The organism is Aurantimicrobium minutum, assembly GCF_029893825.1.
GTDB lineage: Bacteria > Actinomycetota > Actinomycetes > Actinomycetales > Microbacteriaceae > Aurantimicrobium > Aurantimicrobium minutum_C.
In genome coordinates this window covers 1568161-1590255 of sequence record NZ_JARXXV010000001.1, presented here as the reverse complement: position 1 = coordinate 1590255, position 22095 = coordinate 1568161, and the positions used below count along the sequence as shown (strand labels likewise).

Here is a 22095-nt window from a genome sequence, read left to right as displayed (position 1 = left end):
TCACCGCCTCTATCCCTGCAAGCCCAGGCACACACCGTATTTGTGGCTATCCACAACTCTCTGGCGGCGGCGACTACGACTGGGGCTGCACCTACGTCACCGTCCCCAACACTCCCCGAATCGCCGGAGCTTGGGAATCGTTGACTGGAAGTGCAGGCCAAATCAACACCTCTGGATGGTTGCTCTACCCTGCAAGCCAAAACAGCAGCGCATCTGTCGTGTTCACCGTTGATGGAGTACGCACCAGCGCATTCACCGCCAACCAAACCAACACCGGATCATCTGCGACATACCCAAGTGCTGGAACCAGCCACGGCTTCACCGCCTCTATCCCTGCAAGCCCAGGCACACACCGTATTTGTGGCTATCCACAACTCTCTGGCGGCGGCGACTACGACTGGGGCTGCACCTACATACGGGTGCCATAGGGCACCAACATCAATTCCAACGGTTAGAGTTATATACGTCTTTGCGAAACTTAATTCGCTGAACATTTGACCAACATAATCAACGGAGAGTGGGCGACTTTAGCTGTGTCGAACCAGACGGAGAATGGCGGAGCAGCCGATGAGTTCGGCGCTAATGAATGGATGGTCGAAGAGCTCTATGAGCAATTCGTCGTAGACAAGAACTCAGTCGATCCAAACTGGTGGCCAACACTGGAGAAGTACGCAGCAAAGTCCGGGTTTACAGCCCCTGCAACCCCCGCACTTTCTGCCCCGGCTCAGGCAACCACTCCACCTGTCACTGCAACTGCTGGCACAGACACACAGCCCGTTGCCACCACCACCTCACGCCCAGCTCAATCAGCACCTATCCCTGCAGATGCTCCAGTTATTGCTCAGGACTTCGCTGCTGCTGAGTCTGCCGAAGAGGACGTTGTAACGATCCTCAAGGGAATGCCCAAGGCTTTGGCAACCAATATGGACCAGTCTTTGACTATCCCCACCGCAACAAGCGTACGCGCAATCCCCGCCAAGCTTCTCATTGATAACCGCATTGTTATCAACAACCACCTCAAGCGAACCCGAGGTGGGAAGGTTTCCTTCACCCACATCATTGGCTGGGCGCTGGTCCAGGCGTTGAAGGCTTTCCCCAGCCAAAACGTCTATTACGACGAAGTAGATGGCAAGCCTGCACTGGTTTCACCAGCACACGTCACCCTTGGTCTCGCGGTTGACGTACCCAAGCCTGACGGTTCTCGTGCCCTTATGGTTCCTGGCATTAAGCGTGCAGACACTATGACTTTCGGCGAATTCCTTGCTGCTTATGAAGACCTCGTAGTCAAGGCGCGTAACAACAAACTCGCTGCAGAAGACTTCCAAGGAATCACCGTTTCTCTGACCAACCCTGGTGGAATCGGAACAGTTCACTCTGTACCTCGCCTTATGCGTGGACAGGGCTGCATCATTGGTGCTGGAGCACTCGACTATCCAGCTGAGTTCCAAGGTGCGAGTGAAGAAACTCTCATCGAAATGGCGATCAGCAAGGTCCTGACTTTGACCAGCACCTATGACCACCGCGTCATCCAAGGTGCTGGTTCTGGTGAATTCCTCAAGATCGTGCACGAGTTGCTTATCGGTCAACGGAATTTTTACGAAGACATCTTTGCTGCACTTCGCATCCCCTACGTCCCCATTCACTGGGGAGTTGACGTCAGCGTTAACCGTGGTTCTGCCATCGACAAAACTGCCCGTGTTCAGGAGCTCATCAACGCATACCGCGTTCGTGGCCACCTCATGGCAGACATCGATCCTCTTGAGTACAAGCAGCGCACTCACCCAGATCTCGAAATCGAAAGCCACGGCCTGACTTTCTGGGATCTCGACCGTGAATTCGTTACAGGTGGCATCGGTGGAACTCGCACTGCTCCCCTGCGCAAGGTTCTCGGAATCCTTCGTGACTCCTACTGCCGCACTGTTGGTCTGGAATACATGCACATCCAGGACCCAGAGCAGCGTAAGTGGATCCAAGAAAAGGTCGAGCGCCCCTATGAAAAGCCTGGCCACGATGAGCAGATGCGCATTCTGGGCAAGCTCAACGAAGCAGAAGCCTTCGAAACCTTCCTCCAGACCAAGTACGTAGGCCAGAAGCGCTTCAGCCTTGAAGGCGGCGAGTCTGTAATTCCTCTCCTGGATGAAATTCTCCAGGATGCAGCAACTGCTGAACTCGACGGCGTAGGCATTGGTATGGCTCACCGTGGTCGCCTCAACGTCCTGACCAACATTGCAGGCAAGACTTACGGACAGATCTTCCGTGAATTCGAAGGAACCCAAGATCCCAAGAGCGTTCAGGGCTCTGGTGACGTGAAGTACCACCTCGGAACCGAGGGTGTCTTTACTTCCGCAGAAGGAAAGACCATTCCCGTCTCCCTCGCTGCTAACCCTTCACACCTTGAGACAGTAAACACTGTTCTCCAAGGAATCGTCCGCGCCAAGCAGGACCTCAAGCCCATCGGCACTTTCACAACTCTCCCTGTGCTCATTCACGGTGACGCAGCTATGGCTGGTCAAGGAGTTGTCCTTGAAGGTCTGCAGATGTCACAGCTTCGCGGCTACCGCATTGGTGGAACCGTTCACATTGTGATCAACAACCAGGTTGGTTTCACCACCCTGCCCGAAGCATCACGCACCTCTGTCTACGCAACCGACGTCGCAAAGACCATCCAGGCACCAATCTGGCACGTCAACGGAGATGACCCTGAAGCTGTCGTTCGTGTTGCACGTCTGGCATTCGAATTCCGCCAACGTTTCAACAAGGACGTTGTCATTGACCTCGTTTGCTACCGCCGCCGCGGTCACAACGAAGGTGACGACCCTTCGATGACTCAGCCACTGATGTACAACCTGATTGAGGCAAAGCGTTCCGTTCGTCGCCTCTACACCGAAGCCCTTGTCGGCCGCGGTGACATAACTCAAGAAGAGTTCGACAAGGCACAGGCAGACTTCCAGGCTCAGCTAGAGACAGCTTTCGCTGAAACTCACGCAGCACAGACCGGAACGATGTCAACTATTGGCGCTAATGACACTGTCACAGGTGGCAACCTCCTCGACAACGAAGTTCTTGCCCCCACCACAACTGGTGTTGACGTTTCCGTCATTCACCGTATTGGAGACGCATTCAACAACGTTCCTGCAGGCTTCACTGTTCACAGCAAGCTCCAGCAGCTCCTTGCTAAGCGCCTTGAAATGAGTCGCAATGGCGACATTGACTGGGGCTTTGGAGAACTACTTGCCTTCGGATCCCTCCTTCTTGAAGGAAAGCCTGTTCGTCTCACTGGTCAAGATGTGCGCCGTGGAACCTTCGTTCAGCGTCATGCAGTCTTCCATGACCGTGAGAACGGTCAGGAATGGTTGCCACTGCTCAACCTCAGCGAAGATCAGGGCCGTTTCTGGATCTATGACTCACTCCTGAGCGAGTATGCCGTTCTTGGCTACGAGTACGGATACTCAGTCCAGCGAGAAGACGCATTGGTAATGTGGGAGGCACAGTTCGGTGACTTCGCTGACGGTGCGCAGACAGTCATTGACGAATACATTTCTGCTTCCGAGCAGAAGTGGGGACAGCGCTCGTCAGTTGTGATGCTCCTCCCCCACGGTTACGAAGGCCAGGGTCCTGACCACTCATCAGCACGTATTGAGCGCTTCCTGCAGCTCTGTGCTGAAGACAATATGGTTGTGGCTCGGCCTTCGACACCTGCTTCTTACTTCCACCTGCTACGTCGTCAGGCATACAGCAAGCCACGGAAGCCACTGATTGTTTTCACCCCCAAGGCAATGCTCCGTCTCCGGGGTGCGTCCAGCAATGTTGAAGACTTCACCAGCGGTGTATTCGAGCCTGTTCTTGATGACCCACGCCAGCTCGACCGTAACGCGGTTAAGCGCGTGATTCTCACAGCGGGTAAGCCTTACCACGACCTCGTTGCAGAGCTGGAGAAGTTCCCCAACCCTGCAATAGCAATCGTGCGCCTCGAGCAATTCTACCCAGCTCCCATGAAGCAGCTCAACGAAGTTCTAGCTTCCTACCCCAACGCTGAGTTGGTCTGGTACCAAGACGAGCCAGCTAACCAGGGTGCATGGCCTTTCATGCTCTTCGAGGTCTCCCCCAAGCTTGAAGGACGCGTTCTTCGCAACGTTTCACGACCCGCTTCAGCCTCCCCAGCTGTGGGTTCAGCGAAGCGTCACGCTATTGAAGCTGCTGAGATTCTTTCGAAAGCTCTGAACTTTTCATAACTATTACCAACAGAGACTAAATTACTGTTTTCACTTTTTTCAAGGAATTACTTCAACTTCGTATCCAGTGCTTCTTCTAATGCCTTTTTCAATGGCAAACGCAAAGACTTTGAAAAAGTCGAGGTCATATGGTGAAAATCGCTGTAGACAATCACTCCGCCTATGACTGTTGAGCACTTCGAATTACTGCAGAAGTAAGGAGTCATGTCCACGGTGGTCACACCATCAATCTGTTGTGCAGCCAAGTACTCAAGATCAGGAGTTTGGAAGACAACATCTTGAGGAACATCACAGACGGAGAAATCACTTTGTTGTTGACTGATGCACGTTAGCGGGTCCTCAAGCCAATACGGGGTGTCCTTGATGACAACAATCTTCGTACCTTCTGCTAACAGTGGCTCCCAAACACTGGCAAAACCTTCAGTAACAGACTCTGAGCTCTGGCCATCGTTATACAGGTTCGGCGCTAAAGAAGTGATGATGGCAAATTTGTAATCACCCTGAGCGACTAATGTCTCCAATGCGCCCTGAGACCAAATGGGGCATTGAGAATACATTTCGCTTCTCGGCACTAGAGAGAATGTGCAACTTGAACGAAGATACAGATCAAGTTGCCAGTTATTATTGAGGGCAATTTGTTCCAACGCAGGAAACCAGTGTCCAGCGTGAGAATCACCTACTAAAGCAACTTTGGTTTTCGAACCCACCTTGCCAAATGAGCAAACAGTTACTTCCGTAGTGTCTGACTTACATGCATTAGCTTCGGTCGGAAGATCATCATGAACTAGAGCTAGGTCGGGTACTAAAGCAGTGGTTACATCAGCACTACAAAGTATTCCGGGGATTCTTGATTCAGCTCCAAAACAATCTTGAAGCTGTAGTTCTTTTGTTAATTCTGCAGAATGTGCGGCTCGAGCATTCATGTCGAAGAACAGGTAACACACAGGCATCAAACACAAAATAGCTGCGAGTAATGCTGCAACAAATGTTCTTCGTGGTTTGGCTTTGGTAAGAATTTGTAAGTTTTGAAGAGGCTTTTCAACAAACCTTGTCGATGCCCACGAAATAACAACGACGGCAATGAGTATCTCAATTTTGTTTTGTGTATGGAGGTCGTGGCCAAAAACAAATGGGAACAGAATGATCAATGGCCAATGCCATAGGTACATGGAATACGAAATTCCACCAAGCCAGGTTGCTGGCTTGAGTAATTGTTTGTTATTACCAGCTTGATTCTCATTTACTCCTGAGCCACCGAGCAAGATCAAAGCAGTCCCGGTTACTGGGAGAATCGCTATCCAACCAGGAAATTGAAGTTCAGGCGTGATGAGGGCAATAGATGCAATTAACAATATCCAGCCACAAAACTGAAAAGCCCTGAGCAAATTCTCCCTTGAGATTACGGAAGTCTTTAACACAAGAAATGCGCAAATCGCCCCGAACCCAAATTCCCAAATTCGAGAAAAAGTATTGAAATATCCACTGGGATTGTTTGTGACCCCCAACAAGATTGAGAGGGAGAGTGAGAGTAACACGAGTACAAACAACGTAGAAAAAATGGTGAGTGATAATTTAGCCCTAATTTTGCGGCTAACCATAAGCACCGTAATCAACAGAAGAGGCCAAAGAATATAAAACTGTTCTTCTACAGAAAGTGACCAATACTGTTGCACCGCTGTTGGTGCATTATCGGCATTGAGGTAATTTACCGAATCAAACGCAAGCACCCAGTTTTCGTAATAAAACACTGACGCTATTGCTTGTTTGCCAAACTCAACTCTCTCTGAAAGAGGAAGCACCACAAGCACGACTATTGAGGTTGCTGCTACAACGAGAAAGGCTATAGGAAGAAGTCTTCTTATCCTTCGTGCCCAAAATTGAAAGACACTAACTCCCAATGTGGAAAAAGCTTCTGAAAAGAGGTGACTGGAGATCAGAAAACCTGAAATGACAAAAAAGATGTCTACGCCTATGAAGCCAGATCTCACCCGCCCAGGCCACAAATGAAATAGGACCACCAACATCACAGCTACCGCGCGTAAAACCTGTATGTCGGTTCTTAAGGGTTTTGTCGAAGCCATGATTCATCTAGCCTACTTTTGAATTATCGGTAGGAGATGTGTTGCCTAACTGGAAACTCAGAGGCTGTGTTGTTGCATGCTTCGGAGTTTTTCTAATACTTCAAGTTTCAGAGCTTCAGGTGCTGTCTCTTCACACGCGCGCTTGACCGCTTCAGTCAACACAACACCGACACGGTGCTCATCTGAACAGTCAACACAGTTCTCCATATGTGCACGGATATCTGCAGCTTCTTCACTACAGAGTTCATTGTGGAGATACTCTTCAAGGTCCTTCTTGGCCTTATCGCAACCGCAGTCACCCATTACTTGCCCTTTCCAATGCCTTGCTCGCGTGCATAGTCAGCTAATTGTTCGCGCAGAAGCTTTCTTCCGCGGTGAAGTCTGCTCATGACAGTTCCAGTTGGTGTCTCCATGATGTCGGCTACTTCTTGGTAGCTATATCCCTCAACATCTACCAAGTAGACAGCAGCCCTGAAGTCTTCAGGGATTGCCTGCAATGCATCTTTTACTGCACTTGCAGGCAAGTGATCAATAGCTTCTGCCTCAGCAGAACGACTGGAAGTTGCTGTTCTGCTTTCTGCATCTCCGAGTTGCCAGTCTTCTAAATCCTCAAGCGGAGAGTAATAAGGCTGATTCTGAAGCTTGCGGTATTGGTTGATGTAGGTGTTCTCAAGAATGCGGTGAAGCCAGGCCTTGATATTGGTTCCTTGCTGGAATTGGTCAAAGGCAGCAAAGGCTTTGAGATAGGTTTCCTGCACTAAATCATTGGCATCTACGCGGTTGCCAGTCTTACGCATGGCGTGGGCATATAGCTTGTCAATGTGCTCCATCGCCTGTTCTTCAAACAGTGCGCTTTTGGCAGAGGGTGCTGTAGTCATCTGCTCTAAGCCTACGCCTGCTCCCTCCAAGGTGACTGAACCTGCCATCAGCGCCCACTCCTAATCTAAATCCTCGATAACCTAGAACAGATGTTGACCTCTCCTTATTCCCGTCCTGAATTTGACCCATACGGGTCAAACGACGTCCATGATGCCGATTCAGGGCACTGGAAGGCTCCACTCGCAGGAAAACCAGTAACTGGAGAGCTTCAAATCCCAGGCTCCAAGTCCCTAACTAACCGTGAACTTGTACTCGCTGCTCTGGCAGACGGCCCATCCACAATTAAGCGACCTCTTCATTCACGAGACAGCCGCCTCATGATTGAGGCTCTAAAGTCTTTGGGCGCTGAAATCACCGAAGTTCCTGGCGACGGCGCTTTTGGCCCAGACTGGCACATCACCCCCGGTGAACTCATTGGATCAACCACCATTGATTGTGGTCTTGCCGGGACAGTAATGCGCTTTATGCCTCCTGTTGCCTCGTTGGCACTTGGTCCCACTACGTTTGATGGCGATGAAGGTGCTCGCCGTCGCCCTATGTCAACCACAATTTCTTCTCTTCGCGCACTAGGCGTGGATGTGGCTGATGAAGGCCGTGGCAGCTTGCCGTTCACTGTTCATGGAACAGGAAAAGTAGCTGGCGGTGAACTCACCATCGACGCTTCCAGCTCAAGTCAGTTCGTTTCTGGCTTGTTGCTTTCTGCAGCTCGTTTCGAAAAGGGACTCGATCTCACCCACTCGGGTGAACGTCTTCCCAGCCTCCCCCACATCGAGATGACTATCGACGTTCTACATTCTCGTGATGTTGAAGTAGAAAGCCCCGAAGTTGGTCGTTGGGTTGTGAAACAAGGACCGATTTCAGCCATCGATGTGCAGATTGAACCAGATCTATCTAATGCAGCACCATTCTTGGCAGCTGCGGTTGTGACAGGTGGTTCCGTCACCATTTCGGGGTGGCCAAGTGAAACTACTCAGGTAGGCAATGACTTACTTGAGATCTTGCCTCTCTTCGGTGCGAGCGTCTCTCGCGATGGTGACAAGGTGACCGTCACGGGAAAGCTTGACGAAGTAGGAAACCCTGTGGTTCACGGCATCACACTTGACCTCACCACCGGTGGTGAACTTGCCCCTGCAATCGTTGCCATTGCAGCACTGGCTTCCACTTCGAGCACCATCACAGGGATTGGACATATTCGCCATCACGAAACTGACCGCTTGGCTGCCCTTGCGAATGAAATAAACAAACTCGGTGGCAAAGTTTCTGTGCTTGAAGACGGTCTTCAGATTGAACCTGCCCATCTCCATGGCGGGGTTTGGTTGAGCTACGAAGATCACCGAATGGCGACCTCTGGAGCCATCATCGGCCTTGTCGTTCCTGGTGTCGAGGTTGAAAACATTGGAACAACCTCAAAGACCCTGCCTGAATTCCCTGAACTTTGGACTGGCCTTGTGGAGTCTTCTCACTCATGAGTTGGTGGTCTGCAAACTCTGACGAAAACTCACTCGGTGAGCAATACGACGAGTCAGACATTCGGATTCGCCCAAACCCCAAAGCAAACAAACCACGCACAAAAAACCGTCCTGACCATGCGGACGCAGTCACCGGAATGGTGACAGGTGTTGACCGTGGTCGTTACACCGTTCTGATCAATGAAATCCCTGTCACCTGCTCTAGGGCCCGTGAACTCAGCAAGAACGCCATTGTTATTGGTGACTTCGTCAACGTGGTTGGCGATGTCACTGGTGAACCGGGCAGTCTTGCTCGCATTGTCCGAGTTGAACCCAGAACAACAATCCTTAGAAGAAGTGCTGATGACACCGACGCTGTAGAACGCGTCATCGTTGCCAATGCTGACCAGTTACTGATTGTGATTGCTGCGGCTAATCCTGAACCACGCGTTCGACTGGTTGATCGCTATCTTGTTGCTGCTTTTGATGCGGGCATCAAGCCACTCATTGTTATCACCAAATGCGACACTCATGATCCTTCAGAATTCTTGGCGAACTTTGCTGGTCTTGATGTTCCAATCTTTAGAAGTGGAACTGACCAAGTTCCTCTTGAAGAACTCCAGCAAGCCCTTGCTGGACACACAACGGTGGCAGTTGGGCACTCTGGTGTGGGAAAGTCCACACTAGTGAATGTCTTAGTTCCAAGCGCTCAAAGAGCCACTGGGCACGTCAATGAAGTCACGGGACGTGGTCGTCACACCTCGAGCTCCAGCATCTGTTTCAAGTTAGAGACTCCATTTGGCAATGGTTGGGTTATCGATACCCCTGGTGTTCGTTCTTTTGGGCTAGGGCACGTGAACCCAGAAAACATCTTGGGATCATTCAGTGACCTCACTGAGATTGCAGAGCGATGCCCTCGTGGATGTTCGCATTTAGCGGATGCGCCTGACTGTGCCCTCAATGAAGCCCAAGAGGCAGGCGAACTCGGCGATGCCGGCGCAACCAGACTGGACTCACTCCATCGCCTGCTTGCGACGTTCAAAGATTAAGCCAGATACTCCTGAAGTCTGGCTTCCCAACTCGCTGGGATGAAACCTGTTGCTTCAATCTTGGAAAGATCAAGCATGCTCCATAGCGGCCTGGGGGCAATGCCCTCTTTCTCAGCGAAATACTCTTCGGTTGTCACTCCAGTGACATCGGCAGGATTGTGACCAGTTAGTTCATACACCCGCGAAGCAATGTCAGCCCAGCTGGAAGCTGGGCCTTCATTGCTGAGGTTATATGTCCCAAAAGGACTTTGAGAATTGATCAGGTGGCGAATTGCTGCGGCCAAATCTTTAGTGAAAGTCAATCGTCCAATCTGATCGTTCACAACTGATGGTTTGATTCCTCGCTCAGCAAGGGATGCCATAGTTCGAACGAAGTTATTGCCATCGCCAATGACCCAACTGGTTCGAAGAATGTAATGCTGCGGTACTAACATGACAGATAAATCACCTTGGGCTTTAGTCTTCGCGTAGACGCCCAACGGATTAAACTGGTCTGTTTCCAGATACGGAGTGTTCTTCGTCCCATCGAAGACGTAGTCAGTAGAGACATGAACAAGGAGAATTCCATGCTCAGTCGCAGCATGAGATAGTGCTTGAACCGCAGAAGCATTGACAGCTTCTGCGAGCGCGGCACCCTCAGTTGTCTCGGCCAGATCAACCGCCGTATACGCAGCAGCATTAATTAGAACGTCAAATTGGTCAATCGGGAGTTGATCAACCTGATCAATGTTCACCAGGTCACAGTCTTCTCGACTATAAATAACAGCTTGCGGAAATTCAGCACGAAGAGCTTTCCCCAATTGGCCGTTTGCACCAAGGACAAGAACTCGTTGTTCAGGCAAGGAAGTTACTGTCCTTTAGAAGCGTAGAACGCCTCAGTGGCATCCTTGGTAGGTGCCCACCAAGCTTCGTTGGCTTTGTACCAGTCGATAGTAGCCGCAATACCTGACTCAAAGTCTGCGTGGGTAGGCTTCCAGCCGAGCTCAGTGCGGAGCTTGGTTGAATCAATGGCGTATCGCAGGTCGTGGCCTGGACGGTCAGTTACGTGGTCATATGCGTCAGCTGGCTGCCCCATTGTCGTGAGAATCAATTCAACAACGTCCTTGTTGTTCTTTTCTCCGTCAGCCCCAATGAGGTAAGTCTCTCCAAGCACACCCTTGTCCACGATTGTCATGACTGCACTGGAGTGGTCATCAGCATGAATCCAGTCACGAACGTTCTCCCCAGCTCCATAGAGCTTGGGTCGAACACCACGGATCACATTCGTGATCTGTCGAGGAATGAACTTCTCCACGTGCTGGTAGGGACCATAGTTGTTCGAACAATTAGAGATAGTTGCACGAACTCCAAATGATCGAACCCACGCACGAACGAGCAGGTCACTGCCAGCTTTAGTCGAAGAGTATGGGCTCGAAGGGTTGTAGGGAGTGGATTCGCTGAAGCGTTCTGGATCATCAAGCTCGAGGTCGCCATATACCTCGTCTGTAGAGATGTGGTGGAGTCTGGTGTCGTATTTACGCGCTGCTTCAAGCAGCGTGTACGTACCAATGATGTTGGTCTCGAGGAATGGGCGAGGGTTATCCAGCGAATTGTCATTATGTGATTCAGCTGCATAGTGAACGACTGTGTCGTTCTTGCGGAAGAGCTCATCTACGAGCTCAGCATCACGGATGTCACCGTGAACAAAAGTGAATCGGTTCGAAGGAAGATCTACGAGTGAGGCCTTGTTACCTGCATAGGTTAGTGAGTCAAGAACAGTGACTTCGTGGTCAGTGTTGTCCATGAGGTAGTGCACAAAATTAGAGCCAATAAAACCAGCGCCGCCGGTTACGAGAATCTTGCTCAATTAACCACACCTCAAAAAGCTAATCCGAATGAAAGACCAGTTTATCTGGCGATTTTCAAGTAGCAGGGTTTGTGTAGCTGGAATAACCTATATTCATGACTACACGACTTGAAGCAGGACAAAAAGCGCCTTCGTTTACCCTTCCGGACCAGAACGGTAACCCCGTCAGTCTTTCTGACTACTCAGGCAAGAAAGTCATCCTCTACTTCTACCCTGCAGCTTCAACACCTGGCTGCACCAAACAGGCTTGCGACTTCCGGGACAGCTTGGAATCACTTGCAGCATCAGGTTATGTCGTTCTCGGCGTATCAAAAGATGCACCTGCCAAGCTCAAGAAGTTTGAAACCAACGAAAGCCTGACTTTCCCGCTTCTCAGTGATCCTGAACTCACTGTCCACAACGCTTACGCCACATATGGCGAGAAGTCGATGTATGGAAAGACTGTAATGGGTGTTATCCGATCAACCTTTGTGATTGACGAAACAGGGAAGATTGAGCTTGCTCTCTACAATGTCAAGGCAACTGGCCACGTGGCTAGCCTCAAGGGCAAGTTAGGCCTGGAATAGTCTTTATTTCTCCGACGTCATCGCAGTGATGACAGGACGAGAAAAAAGCAGTACTGCAGTTGCAACCGCCAAGACGATAAGTAGCCATCCCACTGGCTGCCACACTGCTATTCCTTGAATAAATGACGTTGCAACAACAAACTGCATGATCTGCCAGGTAACAATTGCTCCACGGGTCCATGACTTAGCTTTGAACGACCCAAATGCTATGGAAACCAGCCCTGCAGCGATAATCACCGTGATCACAAAAATAACAATTGCGCCGGAGAGGTTTTCTGGTTTTTCAATGAAAATGCGGCTGAGGAAGTAGATTGCTCCTGCAGTCACAAGCAAAACTTCAATACTCACAAGCACTCCCAGCAAAGCGACCAAGAGTTGTTGACGTGGCTGCTTCTGACCGTTTAAGCCCGGTTTTGTGGGGTTTAGCTCTGAATTTTCTGACATTTCCTGAGTTTCTGTGAAAAAAGTCTTGACCTTAACTTGAAGGCATGTAACCATTATCTAAGTCGATAAGCCCCTACGTCGTTGTGGGCAAGCAAATATTCGCTCTGAATATTGTTTGGGACTGGCTCTCGACACGCATTCGAAAAATAGTCCGAATGCATCTCAACTTGATTTTTCCCATGCCCGCAAACAAGGAGTATCCCCATGGATTGGCGTAACGACGCAGCTTGCCTGACTGTAGACCCAGAACTATTCTTCCCAGTAGGTAACACTGGTCCTGCAGTCGACCAGATCGACAAGGCAAAGGTTGTCTGCTCTCGCTGCACCGTCACCGAGATGTGCCTCCAGTATGCACTCGAGACCGGCCAGGACTCTGGGGTATGGGGTGGACTGAGCGAAGACGAGCGTCGTGCTCTCAAGCGTCGCGCTGCTCGTGCACGTCGTGCTAGCTAATTAGCTTTCAAACAACGAATCCCCTCCAGTGGATCTGGAGGGGATTTGTTGATTAAGCCTTGATTAATTGCACTGTGCCAAAGCTAGGGACTCGTTGAGGTATTTCGTCAATGCTTCATTACCGTGACCTGTACGTGCCTTAACTGATTCTTCCGTCGCGGTTGCCATACCGAAGTAACTGTTGATTCCTAAACAATCCCCAGCGTTTGTCATGCGATCGATTTCTCCCTGAGTTCCTGGGTCATAATCAGCCCAAATAACTTCAGTGCGCGCAGTTGACGGAGTTGGAGAAGAAGTGCCTGAGGAACTCGGCTTTGCTGAGCTTTCATCTGCAATAGACGCCTTTGCTTCAGAAATCGTTTCTGCAGGATTAGGTGTGGAAGCAGTTTCGGTTCCAGGAAATACCCCACACCCACTCAATGCAATGGCAAGTGCGATAAATCCAGCTGCAATGGTTACTTTCTTCACACCAGAAAGCTAACAGGAAGACCCTTGGAATCGACTGAGTGACAGTCAGCAATCTCTACTTCAATGTTTTTTGAAGAAGAACTGTCCCCAACCAACGATCAAACTTGAAGCCAACTTTGCCCATTCGGCCAATTTCTTTGAAGCCAAAGTCTTCATGCAACTTGATGGAGGAATCAGCTCCCCCATCTGCGATGACCGCAATGATTTCTTTCAATCCTGCTGCCTTAGAGCGTTCAACAAGCTCTTGCATAAGTGCCTTACCTAAACCCTTGCCGGTTGAAGCTGCTCGAAGATAGATCGAGTTCTCAACGGTGTAACGGTATGCCCGCTTTTGCTTCCAGGGAGTGACGAGGGCATAGCCAAGTACTTGTTGTCCAGGTGAAACAGCAACGATGAAGGGCATCTTGAGTTTCTCAAGATAAGCAAACTTCTGCTTCCACTCTTTGAGCGTCATGAGATCTTCATCAAAAGTCACAACAGAGTTGAGCACGTAGTAGTTATATATCTCTCGAATATCTGGGAGATCAGAAGCAGTTGCTTCTCGAATGGTGAAAGAGAATGGCGCTTCTGGCTCTGGTCGCTTCTGCAAATGCAACGGAAGCTGACGCGGTTTGAGATATTCCTCGGGAAGCACGGCTCAAGCCTATCTATTAGAACAACGAGGCAGCACTGGGAAGTGTCCAATTAATGGGTTCTTGACCTAATTCTGTCAACGCCTGGTTTGCCCCTGAGAAAGGGCGTGATCCAAAGAAACCTCTGGAAGCTGAAAGAGGGCTTGGGTGTGCTGATTCCAGCACAGCACTGTGAGTGAGTAATTCCATGGCTGTAGCTGCATCATTACCCCACAACAGGGCAACCAATGGTTTTTCTCTCTCATCGAGTGCACGTAATGCCTGTTCTGTTACTTTCTCCCAGCCCCACTTTCGGTGAGAACCTGCTTGTCCAGAGCGGACCGTGAGCACACGGTTGAGCAACATCACGCCCTGGGAGACCCATGGTGTGAGATCGCCAGATGCAGGCTGTGGACAGCCAGTGTCAGCACTGAGCTCAGTGAAGATGTTTTTGAGACTACGAGGCAACACTCTTTGTTCAGGTGAGACTGAAAAAGAAAGACCTACAGCATCACCAGGAGTTGGATAAGGGTCTTGCCCAAGAATGAGTACCCGAACACTGTGAAATGGCAACTGGAACGCCCTCATGATGTTCTCAGGTCGAGGGAAAAACTGATTTCCTTGCTCTATTTCCCTTGAGAGTTTCTGTGCAATCTCATCGAGAACGCCCTGCACGGGAGAAAGAGGTTCGACCCAACTTGGATCAATTCTGTGAGAAGCAGCTAATTCCTCAAGATTGAGGGTGAGAGTCATTGGGGTGTGGCTTCTCGTGAGAGTGTGAGGTTGTTTCATGAGCGCTGTGGTCTTGAGAGCGACGGTGAACTATCTGGACCTTTTCACTGAGATAGGACACAACAGTGGCTGTCGTGGCACCAACGATGACGACGCCACCGAGCATCAACATGGATGCATAGACACGGCCAGCAATGGTGACTGGAATCATGTCGCCATAGCCCACGGTCGTGATGGTTTCGATGGCCCACCACACGGAGTCTCCGTAACTCAGGATGCTGGCTCTAGGAGCATGACGCTCAGCAGCATAGACAGCTAAAGAAAGCACATAGATATACATCAGAGCGAACGAGCCGGCATAAGCAACGAGTCGTGCACGAACTGAGGAGCCCTGGCGTCCACGGAACCACTTCAGTCGAGACAGATACATCAACAACAGAAAAGGCCTAAAGAAAGGAATGGCCATAGAGATGAGATCTATGACATTTCTCTTGAAGAAAATGCGCTTGTTTGTGGAAAGCACAAGTCGAACGAAGTAGTCAACGATGAATGCGACCCAAATGATGAGCAATCCGGCAAGGATGAATTTGTCTAGGCCCTGGGTAAATACCTCGTCATCCAGGATGAGGACAGAAAATCCAAGTAAGAAAATGAACGACAAAAAGATGAAGGGAAGAGTGGTGTATCTCTCCCACACAATCTCTTTGGGGCTTCTGGTGTCTTCAACGAGAACACCAGCTGCGTTCATGATCATTGGCTTCGGAGTGGATTCCATAGTTCTAGGCTAGTAAATATGAGCACACAACGGGTCGCGTTATGGGATAACGCCCGTTTTGGAGCCATTGCGCTCATGGTGGCTGGGCACACACTCACCAAAATGGTGGGAGAAAACGATGCCGCCTTTACGCTCTACGTCTTTATTTATGCCTTCCACGTTCCTGTCTTTGTGGCAGTTTCTGGCTACTTCAGCCGAGGAACAGCTCCAGATGACAAGCGAATCAGGTCGATTTTCACCGACATCGTTGTTCCGTACATCATTTTTGAAGTGATCTGGTCGATCGTTCTGTTCTTCAATAACGGCAACTTCAGACTTGATCTCACCAGAGCATCATGGACGCTCTGGTTCCTGCTGGCTCTCGCCATTTGGCGCATTGTGCTGCCCTACCTGGTTGCGCTTAAGTACCCACTACTCGTAAGCGTTGTGATTTCCATAGCTGCGGGCTACTTCCCCATTGACCAAACATTCTCTGCCGCCAGAGTTCTGGGTTTCCTGCCCTTCTTCGTCTTCGGCTGGCAACTGCGCGAATGGAACCTCGGCGAGCGATGGATGGCATTGTGTTCCCAGTCCGTTACGCGCTGGCGAATCCTCGCCGTGGCAGTTATGGCAACAGTTGCAACGTTTATTGCCCTGAATGTTCCGTTCCTTAGAGAAGTGCAGATCCGAAGCTTCATTACCTATGACGCAGGCTATGCCACGTTTGGTTATGACCAGTGGTGGGGTGGACTTGGCCGTCTGGCCACCATGCTGGTGGCTGCGGCCATGATCATGGCTTTCTTGATTCTGATTCCCCGGGAACAGACTTGGTTTACACAGTTTGGCCAAGCCACGATGTATGTCTATCTATTGCATACTTTCGTGCTTTATCCCCTGCGGGAGAATGGCGTTCTCGACGGTGAACGGCCTCTGTGGTACATCCTCTTAGCTGTCATTCTTTCTTTTGGATTGACGGTAGTTCTCTCGACCAAATCAGTGGTGAAACTGTTCAAACCGCTAGTTCAACCGAACCTCAATTGGCTCTTTGTTACACCGCGTGACTTGCGCAATTGAGTAGCGCCCGAGGCGGGCGTAACGTCGAAGCAAGTTTTCACCACCCGCCTAAGGAGCACACCATGAGCAACGACCAAGCAAACTGGAAGTTTGAAACCAAACAGATCCACTCGGGCGCGCAGCCTGACCCCGTCACTAACGCACGCGCTACTCCGATCTACCAGACCACTTCTTACGTCTTCAACAACGCGGAGCACGCAAAGAACCTCTTTGCTCTTGCAGAGTTCGGAAACATCTACACCCGTATTCAGAACCCCACTCAGGACGTTGTGGAGCAGCGTGTAGCCGCTCTTGAAGGCGGAACTGCAGCTCTGCTGGTTTCTTCCGGTCAGGCTGCAGAGACCTTCGCTGTGCTCAACATTGCAGAAGCCGGTGACCACATTGTGTCCTCGAGCTCCATCTATGGCGGTACCTACAACCTGTTCAAGTACACCCTGGCAAAGCTGGGTATCGAAGTAACCTTCGTGGAGAATCAGGATGACGCTGACGAATGGCGTGCAGCAGTTCGCCCCAACACCAAGCTCTTCTTCGGAGAAACCATTGGTAACCCCAAGATCAACATCTTGGACATTGGCTTGGTTTCCAAGGTTGCGCACGAAGCTGGTGTTCCACTGATCGTGGACAACACCATTGCTACCCCATACCTGATCCGTCCTCTCGAGCACGGTGCTGACATTGTTGTTCACTCAGCAACCAAGTTCCTGGGTGGCCACGGTACCGTCATTGGTGGTGTCATCGTGGATGGTGGAAAGTTCGAATGGTCCAAGAACGTCGAGAAGTTCCCAAGCCTCACCGAACCAGACCCCTCCTACCACGGGGCCAGCTACACCACCGTTCTTGGTGACGCTATTGCTTACATCATCAAGGCACGTGTTCAACTTCTTCGTGACCTCGGTTCTTCCATCGCTCCTGCGAGCGCATGGCAGATCATTCAGGGCATTGAAACCTTGAGCCTGCGTATTGAGCGACACGTGGAAAACGCAACTGCTGTTGCACAGTGGCTGGAAGCACACCCTCAGGTTGCTTCCGTCAACTATGCAGCACTTCCTTCCAGCCCTTGGTACACCGCAGCAAACCGCTATGCGCCTAAGGGGGTTGGCGCTGTGCTCTCCTTTGAACTCAAGGGCGGGGTTGAAGCAGGAAAGGCATTCGTTGACAACCTTGACCTGTTTAGTCACCTGGCAAACATTGGTGACGTTCGCTCACTAGTTATCCACCCAGCGTCTACCACCCACTCGCAGCTCACTCCTGAGCAGCAGCTGACCAGCGGTGTGACTCCTGGCCTGGTTCGCCTCTCTGTTGGTCTTGAAAACATTGAAGACCTCAAGGCAGACCTCGAGAAGGGTCTTGCTGCGGCTGCAGCAATCTAGTTCTCAGCGTTTGTAACTGGTCGAGGGGCTCGGCCGTGGAGTAGCGTCTACTTCATGGCTGAGCCCCTCGTTATAGTTTCCACAACTGGTCACATTCGTCACCTTAAGCTCAATCGTGCTGAAAAGATGAATGCTGCCAATAGGCAGATGCTCACTGAGCTTTCACTCGCTAATGCGGAGGCAGACCGCGACGACAATATCCGCGTTGTCGTCGTATCTGCCACAGGTGATCACTTCACGGCTGGTCTAGATCTAGGTGATGTCTTAGGAACAGCCACGGAATCAGGGCTCGAACTCACACCAATTGGTGGAATTGATCCCTGGGGAATTACAACCACACCGATTTCCAAGCCAGTGATTTTGGCAGTTCAAGGCACATGCCTAACTTTGGGCGTGGAATTGATCCTTGCTTCTGAACTTGCTGTGGCAGATGACACCACCGTCTTTGGACAACTCGAGGTCACACGAGGAATTATGCCCTTTGGTGGGGCAACCACGCGCTTTGCCCAACGAGTGGGCTGGGCAAATGCATCTCGTTATCTCCTCACTGGAGAAACCTTTTCTGCCGCAGAAGCACTCCGTATTGGCCTCATCAATGAAGTCGTTCCTGCGGGAACCCAGGTAGAGCGGGCCATGGAGCTAGCTGGGCTGATTGCAGAGCAGGCACCCCTGGCAGTTCAAGCCACTTTAAGAAATGCCCGAGTAGCTCGCTCTGCTGTTGAGAAGGAAGCGCTAAGCCAGCTCCCGAAGGAACTGGCAGCGCTCCTGTCCAGCAAAGACTTCCAAGCTGGTGTTGCTGCATTTAGTACTAGGTCAAAGCCAGAGTTCACAGGCAAGTAGGCTTAATCCACTATGGATTGGCAAGATTCGGCCGACAACCTGCCCTCAGGCTTTATTACTGACGAGCAGGTTCGTTCTGTTGCCGGAAAGCCGCCTGTCACGGGTGCGTGGCGCGACGGAGATGCTCCGGGCAACCGCCAGTTCGCCAACTTAGGCCCTTTTGACTTTGAATGTGGTGGATCACTCCCCCATGTTCGTATTGCCTACGAGACCTGGGGCACACTCAACGAGGCCAAAGACAATGCTGTGCTTGTGCTTCACGCTCTCACTGGAGACAGCCATGTGGTTGGACCCGCCGGAGGCGGCCACACCACAGCTGGCTGGTGGAATGAGGTTGTCGGCCCAGGCCTAGCTATTGATACAGAAAAGTGGTTTGTGGTTGCTCCTAATGTGTTGGGTGGCTGCCAGGGTTCTACTGGACCAGCTTCGCTAGCTCCAGATGGGTATGAATGGGGTTCACGCTTCCCCTACACAACCATTCGAGACCAAGCACGCGCTCAAGCTCAGTTCTCTGATGTCATAGGTATTGAGAAATGGGCTGCTGTTATTGGCGGCTCTATGGGTGGCATGCACGCACTTGAGTGGGGAGCAATGTTCCCGGAGCGTGTGGAGCGATTAGCTGTTCTTGCTGCACCCCCTGCAACAAGTGCTGATGAGATTGCATTGAACACGGTTCAAATTGAAGCAATCATGTTAGATCCTGCATTTCGTGCAGGTCACTACTACGAGGCACGAGATGGCGAAGGCCCCTACCGTGGCCTTGCCCTAGCCCGCCGTATTTCTTTCCAGAACTTCCGCACGCCTTCGGAACTAAATGAACGATTTGACCGCTCCTCACAGAGCGACATTAGCCCTTTGGGTAAGGGTGGCCGCTTTGCGGTTGCAAGCTACCTTGACTTCCACGGCAATAAGTTCACGCGTCGTTTCGATGCAAATAGCTACGTCACCCTCGTGGAAGCAATGAATTCACATGATCTCGGCCGCAACCGAGAAAGCATTGAAAAAGTTTTGGAATCAATCACGATTCCCACACTGATTATCGGTATTGATAGTGACCGTTTCTTCCCACTTGAGGGCCAAAAGCGTTTAGCTGCTCACATTCCTGGCAACATTAACGGCGATGTTCCAGCATTGCTGGAATCTGACTTTGGTCACGACGCATTCTTGATTGAGTCAGAGTTCGTGGGAGCTCAGATTTCTCGTCTTTTAGCTTCATAGAGCACGGAAATCGAAACTGCCAGCAACAGTAGCTCCCCGATGTTACGCAACGTCAGAATGCTGAGCTCTAAGGGCTGAACCTCAAGCAGCCCTGTGTAGAGGTAGGGATAAAACGCTTGCGTCAGTGCTGCCACTACCAAGGCAATGATGGCTGGGGCTTTAAACCTTTTCTTCTCCAGCACAAGCCCGGCAATGAGGGGTGCAGCTAGCCAGCCAATGTACTGAGGTGAGCCCACTTTGTTGAACACAATCAACACAACTGTGAGGGCAAGAGCAACGGCAGGCAATACATGGCTGGGACGTGAACCACTACGGTGCAGCCAAATTCCCCAACCCAGGACTGTCAGAAATGCTGTTCCCAACAACACAGAAGAAACATCAGCAACAACTCCGGTACTCTCCCCCATGACCTGGAAGGTCAAGATCACGGTGTCGTAGTAGACGGCATAACCTGGCTCTTTGAAGGCCGCTAACCACAAGAACGGGGTAGCTAAAGGAGCTTCTATTTGAAGGCCGCGACTGGTTTGTTGCCCAAGGAAGCTAAATAGATTTGCTCCCCCGCCCAGAATCAGAGCAATCAAGATGATGGCTACTGAGGTAAATACGACAGAGACAAGAACTGCCTTGCGCTTGTTCACAGCGACCAGCACCGCTGCAATCAACGCTGCAGGCCATACCTTGATCCAGGTCGCCACTGCCAGCAGCGCTCCAGCGAATGCTGGTCGCTGCACTGCAGCAAGCAATCCAACAATTGCAAGCGGGGTAACAATGCTGTCCAAACGTGCAACAGATATGGGCCCAAGCAATAGCAGAAACATAACCCACCACAGTGCTGCTTTTCGTTGCAACAAGTTGCGAGTTGTGCCAGGTGCCGAATAGAGAAGATAACCGAATGCCCCGGCGTTCAACGTTGTGACCAGAATGATCCAGCCAATGGGATATAGGCCAGGGCCTGCAATAAGTGGAAGCAATATGGGAACTAGAGCGACGACCGGATAAACCCACTGCGAATCAAGTCCGACAATTCCTGACCCGCCAGCGGATTGGCCAGCCCAGAATTCATATACAAAGCTGACATCACCATATGGAACCGCCTCAGCAACATACCCCTGCCAACCCAACCACACGCTGACGAGTACAAACACGCTCCACAAAAAGGCAGAACTCACCGCCCACGGCCGTTGAGTCATTGCTATCTGACTTCTACTTCACCGAGTTCAACAAAGGCTCTGCTGGCTGCCTTAGCAACGTCAAGCGCAGGGAATGGTCCATTTTCACCAGCAAGCTCCGCTGCTCTGCCATGAAGATACACACCTGTTGCTGCAATCTGTCCAAGTTCTTGGAATCCAGGGACTCTCTTCACTGAATTTGTTGCCAGGACAGCACCGATGATGCCTGCCAACACATCTCCTGTGCCGGCAGTAGCTAGCCAGGTCGTGGGTGATGTTACTTTCACTCGGAACTTGCCACCTGCTGGTTCTTCAGGGGTTGCGACTACTGTTTCGTGCCCTTTGAGCACAACAACTACATCCAGAGAATCTGCAGCCTTGGATGCCCAGTCTTCACGACTCAAATCTCCCCGAGGAATGAGACGTTCCAGCTCCCCCTCGTGTGGAGTGATGATTGCTGGCGCGGTGACATGGTCAAGAAAACCCAATCCGCCAGCATCCACAACAACGGGTTGTGTGCCGAGCACAGCACGTGCCAGATCCGGAAGCTCCGGATTTAGGTCTGTTGTTGATTCCATCCCTGAGCCCACAAGCCATGCATCGACGGCCCCAGAAACAATCACTGTTTCAGGCCGTCGTGCAAGCACTAGCTCAGCAGGTGTTTGCTCTCCTAGGAATCGCACCATTCCGATGCCGGTTCTGTGTGCAGCCTCAACTCCAAGGACTGCAGCTCCTGGATATTTCTCAGACCCCGTGACGACTCCAAGTACACCGTGGCTGTATTTGTTGTCATTTGGGCCAGGAACTCGAATATGTCGTGCCGCCTGCGAAGCTCCCCAAAAACTTGAAGACAAGCCCTCG

The 22095-nt window shown here is 51.1% G+C and carries 21 protein-coding genes and 1 pseudogene; 10 read left to right on the top strand and 12 right to left on the bottom strand.

Going from position 1 to position 22095, the window contains the following annotated elements:
- Both M2120_RS07830 and M2120_RS07825 read left to right on the top strand, forming a co-directional pair.
- Positions 1 to 428: pseudogene (locus M2120_RS07830) on the top strand (hypothetical protein); the annotation flags it as partial.
- 162 nt (positions 429 to 590) lie between these two features.
- Positions 591 to 4232, top strand: coding sequence for a multifunctional oxoglutarate decarboxylase/oxoglutarate dehydrogenase thiamine pyrophosphate-binding subunit/dihydrolipoyllysine-residue succinyltransferase subunit (locus tag M2120_RS07825; RefSeq protein ID WP_432418552.1), 3642 nt, complete (start codon positions 591 to 593; stop codon positions 4230 to 4232).
- Between the two features lie 47 nt (positions 4233 to 4279).
- Here M2120_RS07825 and M2120_RS07820 read toward each other — a convergent pair whose 3' ends face one another.
- Genes M2120_RS07820 through M2120_RS07810 form a run of 3 tightly spaced genes read right to left on the bottom strand, consistent with a single transcriptional unit; the run spans position 4280 to position 7191 of the window.
- Positions 4280 to 6313 (bottom strand): acyltransferase family protein, encoded by a 2034-nt coding sequence (locus M2120_RS07820; RefSeq protein ID WP_280798128.1) that lies wholly within the window; start codon positions 6311 to 6313, stop codon positions 4280 to 4282.
- Positions 6314 to 6370: 57 nt separating this feature from the next.
- Positions 6371 to 6616 carry a zf-HC2 domain-containing protein gene (locus M2120_RS07815; protein WP_280798127.1) on the bottom strand — a complete coding sequence of 82 codons (246 nt, stop codon included), beginning with the start codon at positions 6614 to 6616 and terminating at the stop codon, positions 6371 to 6373.
- Complete coding sequence (locus M2120_RS07810) at positions 6616 to 7191, bottom strand: sigma-70 family RNA polymerase sigma factor (RefSeq protein WP_280798175.1); 576 nt, start codon at positions 7189 to 7191, stop codon at positions 6616 to 6618. The genes M2120_RS07815 and M2120_RS07810 overlap by 1 nt, the downstream gene beginning before the upstream one ends.
- Positions 7192 to 7281: 90 nt before the next feature.
- Between M2120_RS07810 and aroA the strand changes: the two genes are divergently transcribed.
- Entirely contained in the window at positions 7282 to 8661 is a 1380-nt protein-coding gene (gene aroA / locus M2120_RS07805; RefSeq protein WP_280798126.1) for a 3-phosphoshikimate 1-carboxyvinyltransferase, read from the top strand.
- Positions 8658 to 9689: a ribosome small subunit-dependent GTPase A gene (rsgA, locus tag M2120_RS07800; RefSeq protein ID WP_280798125.1), complete on the top strand. Its 1032-nt coding sequence runs from the start codon at positions 8658 to 8660 to the stop codon at positions 9687 to 9689. The genes aroA and rsgA overlap by 4 nt, the downstream gene beginning before the upstream one ends.
- Here rsgA and rfbD read toward each other — a convergent pair.
- Both rfbD and rfbB read right to left on the bottom strand, forming a co-directional pair.
- Positions 9686 to 10531, bottom strand: coding sequence for a dTDP-4-dehydrorhamnose reductase (gene rfbD, locus M2120_RS07795; RefSeq protein WP_280798124.1), 846 nt, complete (start codon positions 10529 to 10531; stop codon positions 9686 to 9688). The two genes, rsgA and rfbD, sit on opposite strands and share 4 nt — an antisense overlap.
- A 5-nt stretch (positions 10532 to 10536) precedes the next feature.
- Positions 10537 to 11535: a dTDP-glucose 4,6-dehydratase gene (gene rfbB, locus M2120_RS07790; protein WP_280798123.1), complete on the bottom strand. Its 999-nt coding sequence runs from the start codon at positions 11533 to 11535 to the stop codon at positions 10537 to 10539.
- 95 nt (positions 11536 to 11630) lie between these two features.
- Between rfbB and bcp the strand changes: the two genes are divergently transcribed.
- Entirely contained in the window at positions 11631 to 12101 is a 471-nt protein-coding gene (bcp, locus tag M2120_RS07785) for a thioredoxin-dependent thiol peroxidase (protein ID WP_280798122.1), read from the top strand.
- Positions 12102 to 12104: 3 nt separating this feature from the next.
- Here bcp and M2120_RS07780 read toward each other — a convergent pair whose 3' ends face one another.
- Complete coding sequence (locus M2120_RS07780) at positions 12105 to 12545, bottom strand: hypothetical protein (RefSeq protein WP_280798121.1); 441 nt, start codon at positions 12543 to 12545, stop codon at positions 12105 to 12107.
- Positions 12546 to 12749: 204 nt separating this feature from the next.
- Between M2120_RS07780 and M2120_RS07775 the strand changes: the two genes are divergently transcribed.
- Positions 12750 to 12998, top strand: coding sequence for a WhiB family transcriptional regulator (locus M2120_RS07775; protein WP_096380259.1), 249 nt, complete (start codon positions 12750 to 12752; stop codon positions 12996 to 12998).
- Positions 12999 to 13061: 63 nt separating this feature from the next.
- On the opposite strand, the gene M2120_RS07770 is transcribed toward M2120_RS07775, so the two are convergent.
- The 4 genes from M2120_RS07770 to M2120_RS07755 are packed head-to-tail and all read right to left on the bottom strand — an operon-like array spanning position 13062 to position 15584.
- Positions 13062 to 13466, bottom strand: coding sequence for a hypothetical protein (locus M2120_RS07770; RefSeq protein WP_280798120.1), 405 nt, complete (start codon positions 13464 to 13466; stop codon positions 13062 to 13064).
- A gap of 55 nt (positions 13467 to 13521) precedes the next feature.
- Positions 13522 to 14100 (bottom strand): GNAT family N-acetyltransferase, encoded by a 579-nt coding sequence (locus M2120_RS07765; protein ID WP_280798119.1) that lies wholly within the window; start codon positions 14098 to 14100, stop codon positions 13522 to 13524.
- 16 nt (positions 14101 to 14116) lie between these two features.
- The gene (locus tag M2120_RS07760; RefSeq protein ID WP_280798118.1) at positions 14117 to 14830 is read right to left on the bottom strand and encodes a uracil-DNA glycosylase; all 714 of its coding nucleotides are present in this window, start codon (positions 14828 to 14830) and stop codon (positions 14117 to 14119) included.
- Positions 14808 to 15584: a potassium channel family protein gene (locus M2120_RS07755; protein ID WP_280798117.1), complete on the bottom strand. Its 777-nt coding sequence runs from the start codon at positions 15582 to 15584 to the stop codon at positions 14808 to 14810. Before M2120_RS07755 ends, M2120_RS07760 begins: the two co-directional genes overlap by 23 nt.
- A gap of 18 nt (positions 15585 to 15602) precedes the next feature.
- Between M2120_RS07755 and M2120_RS07750 the strand changes: the two genes are divergently transcribed.
- The 4 genes from M2120_RS07750 to metX all read left to right on the top strand — a co-directional run bounded on the left by M2120_RS07750 (position 15603) and on the right by metX (position 20065).
- Positions 15603 to 16637, top strand: coding sequence for an acyltransferase family protein (locus tag M2120_RS07750; RefSeq protein WP_280798116.1), 1035 nt, complete (start codon positions 15603 to 15605; stop codon positions 16635 to 16637).
- Positions 16638 to 16699: 62 nt separating this feature from the next.
- Complete coding sequence (locus M2120_RS07745; protein ID WP_280798115.1) at positions 16700 to 18007, top strand: bifunctional o-acetylhomoserine/o-acetylserine sulfhydrylase; 1308 nt, start codon at positions 16700 to 16702, stop codon at positions 18005 to 18007.
- A 54-nt stretch (positions 18008 to 18061) separates the two neighbouring features.
- The gene (locus M2120_RS07740) at positions 18062 to 18847 is read left to right on the top strand and encodes a crotonase/enoyl-CoA hydratase family protein (RefSeq protein WP_280798114.1); all 786 of its coding nucleotides are present in this window, start codon (positions 18062 to 18064) and stop codon (positions 18845 to 18847) included.
- A 12-nt stretch (positions 18848 to 18859) separates the two neighbouring features.
- The gene (metX, locus tag M2120_RS07735; RefSeq protein ID WP_280798113.1) at positions 18860 to 20065 is read left to right on the top strand and encodes a homoserine O-acetyltransferase MetX; all 1206 of its coding nucleotides are present in this window, start codon (positions 18860 to 18862) and stop codon (positions 20063 to 20065) included.
- Here metX and M2120_RS07730 read toward each other — a convergent pair.
- Positions 20038 to 21255, bottom strand: coding sequence for a hypothetical protein (locus tag M2120_RS07730; RefSeq protein WP_280798112.1), 1218 nt, complete (start codon positions 21253 to 21255; stop codon positions 20038 to 20040). The genes metX and M2120_RS07730 overlap by 28 nt on opposite strands.
- Before the next feature lie 2 nt (positions 21256 to 21257).
- A complete protein-coding gene (locus M2120_RS07725; protein ID WP_280798111.1) occupies positions 21258 to 22088 on the bottom strand; it encodes an ADP-dependent NAD(P)H-hydrate dehydratase in 831 nt (276 codons plus the stop codon).
- Positions 22089 to 22095: the final 7 nt, after the last annotated feature.

Coding starts and splice junctions, on each gene's coding strand:
- M2120_RS07825 (WP_432418552.1), top strand. CDS start 591: ATGGTCGAAGAGCTCTATGAGCAATTCGTCGTAGACAAGAACTCAGTC.
- M2120_RS07820 (WP_280798128.1), bottom strand. CDS start 6,313: ATGGCTTCGACAAAACCCTTAAGAACCGACATACAGGTTTTACGCGCG.
- M2120_RS07815 (WP_280798127.1), bottom strand. CDS start 6,616: ATGGGTGACTGCGGTTGCGATAAGGCCAAGAAGGACCTTGAAGAGTAT.
- M2120_RS07810 (WP_280798175.1), bottom strand. CDS start 7,191: ATGACTACAGCACCCTCTGCCAAAAGCGCACTGTTTGAAGAACAGGCG.
- aroA (WP_280798126.1), top strand. CDS start 7,282: ATGTTGACCTCTCCTTATTCCCGTCCTGAATTTGACCCATACGGGTCA.
- rsgA (WP_280798125.1), top strand. CDS start 8,658: ATGAGTTGGTGGTCTGCAAACTCTGACGAAAACTCACTCGGTGAGCAA.
- bcp (WP_280798122.1), top strand. CDS start 11,631: ATGACTACACGACTTGAAGCAGGACAAAAAGCGCCTTCGTTTACCCTT.
- M2120_RS07780 (WP_280798121.1), bottom strand. CDS start 12,545: ATGTCAGAAAATTCAGAGCTAAACCCCACAAAACCGGGCTTAAACGGT.
- M2120_RS07775 (WP_096380259.1), top strand. CDS start 12,750: ATGGATTGGCGTAACGACGCAGCTTGCCTGACTGTAGACCCAGAACTA.
- M2120_RS07760 (WP_280798118.1), bottom strand. CDS start 14,830: ATGACTCTCACCCTCAATCTTGAGGAATTAGCTGCTTCTCACAGAATT.
- M2120_RS07755 (WP_280798117.1), bottom strand. CDS start 15,584: ATGGAATCCACTCCGAAGCCAATGATCATGAACGCAGCTGGTGTTCTC.
- M2120_RS07750 (WP_280798116.1), top strand. CDS start 15,603: ATGAGCACACAACGGGTCGCGTTATGGGATAACGCCCGTTTTGGAGCC.
- M2120_RS07745 (WP_280798115.1), top strand. CDS start 16,700: ATGAGCAACGACCAAGCAAACTGGAAGTTTGAAACCAAACAGATCCAC.
- M2120_RS07740 (WP_280798114.1), top strand. CDS start 18,062: ATGGCTGAGCCCCTCGTTATAGTTTCCACAACTGGTCACATTCGTCAC.
- metX (WP_280798113.1), top strand. CDS start 18,860: ATGGATTGGCAAGATTCGGCCGACAACCTGCCCTCAGGCTTTATTACT.
- M2120_RS07730 (WP_280798112.1), bottom strand. CDS start 21,255: ATGACTCAACGGCCGTGGGCGGTGAGTTCTGCCTTTTTGTGGAGCGTG.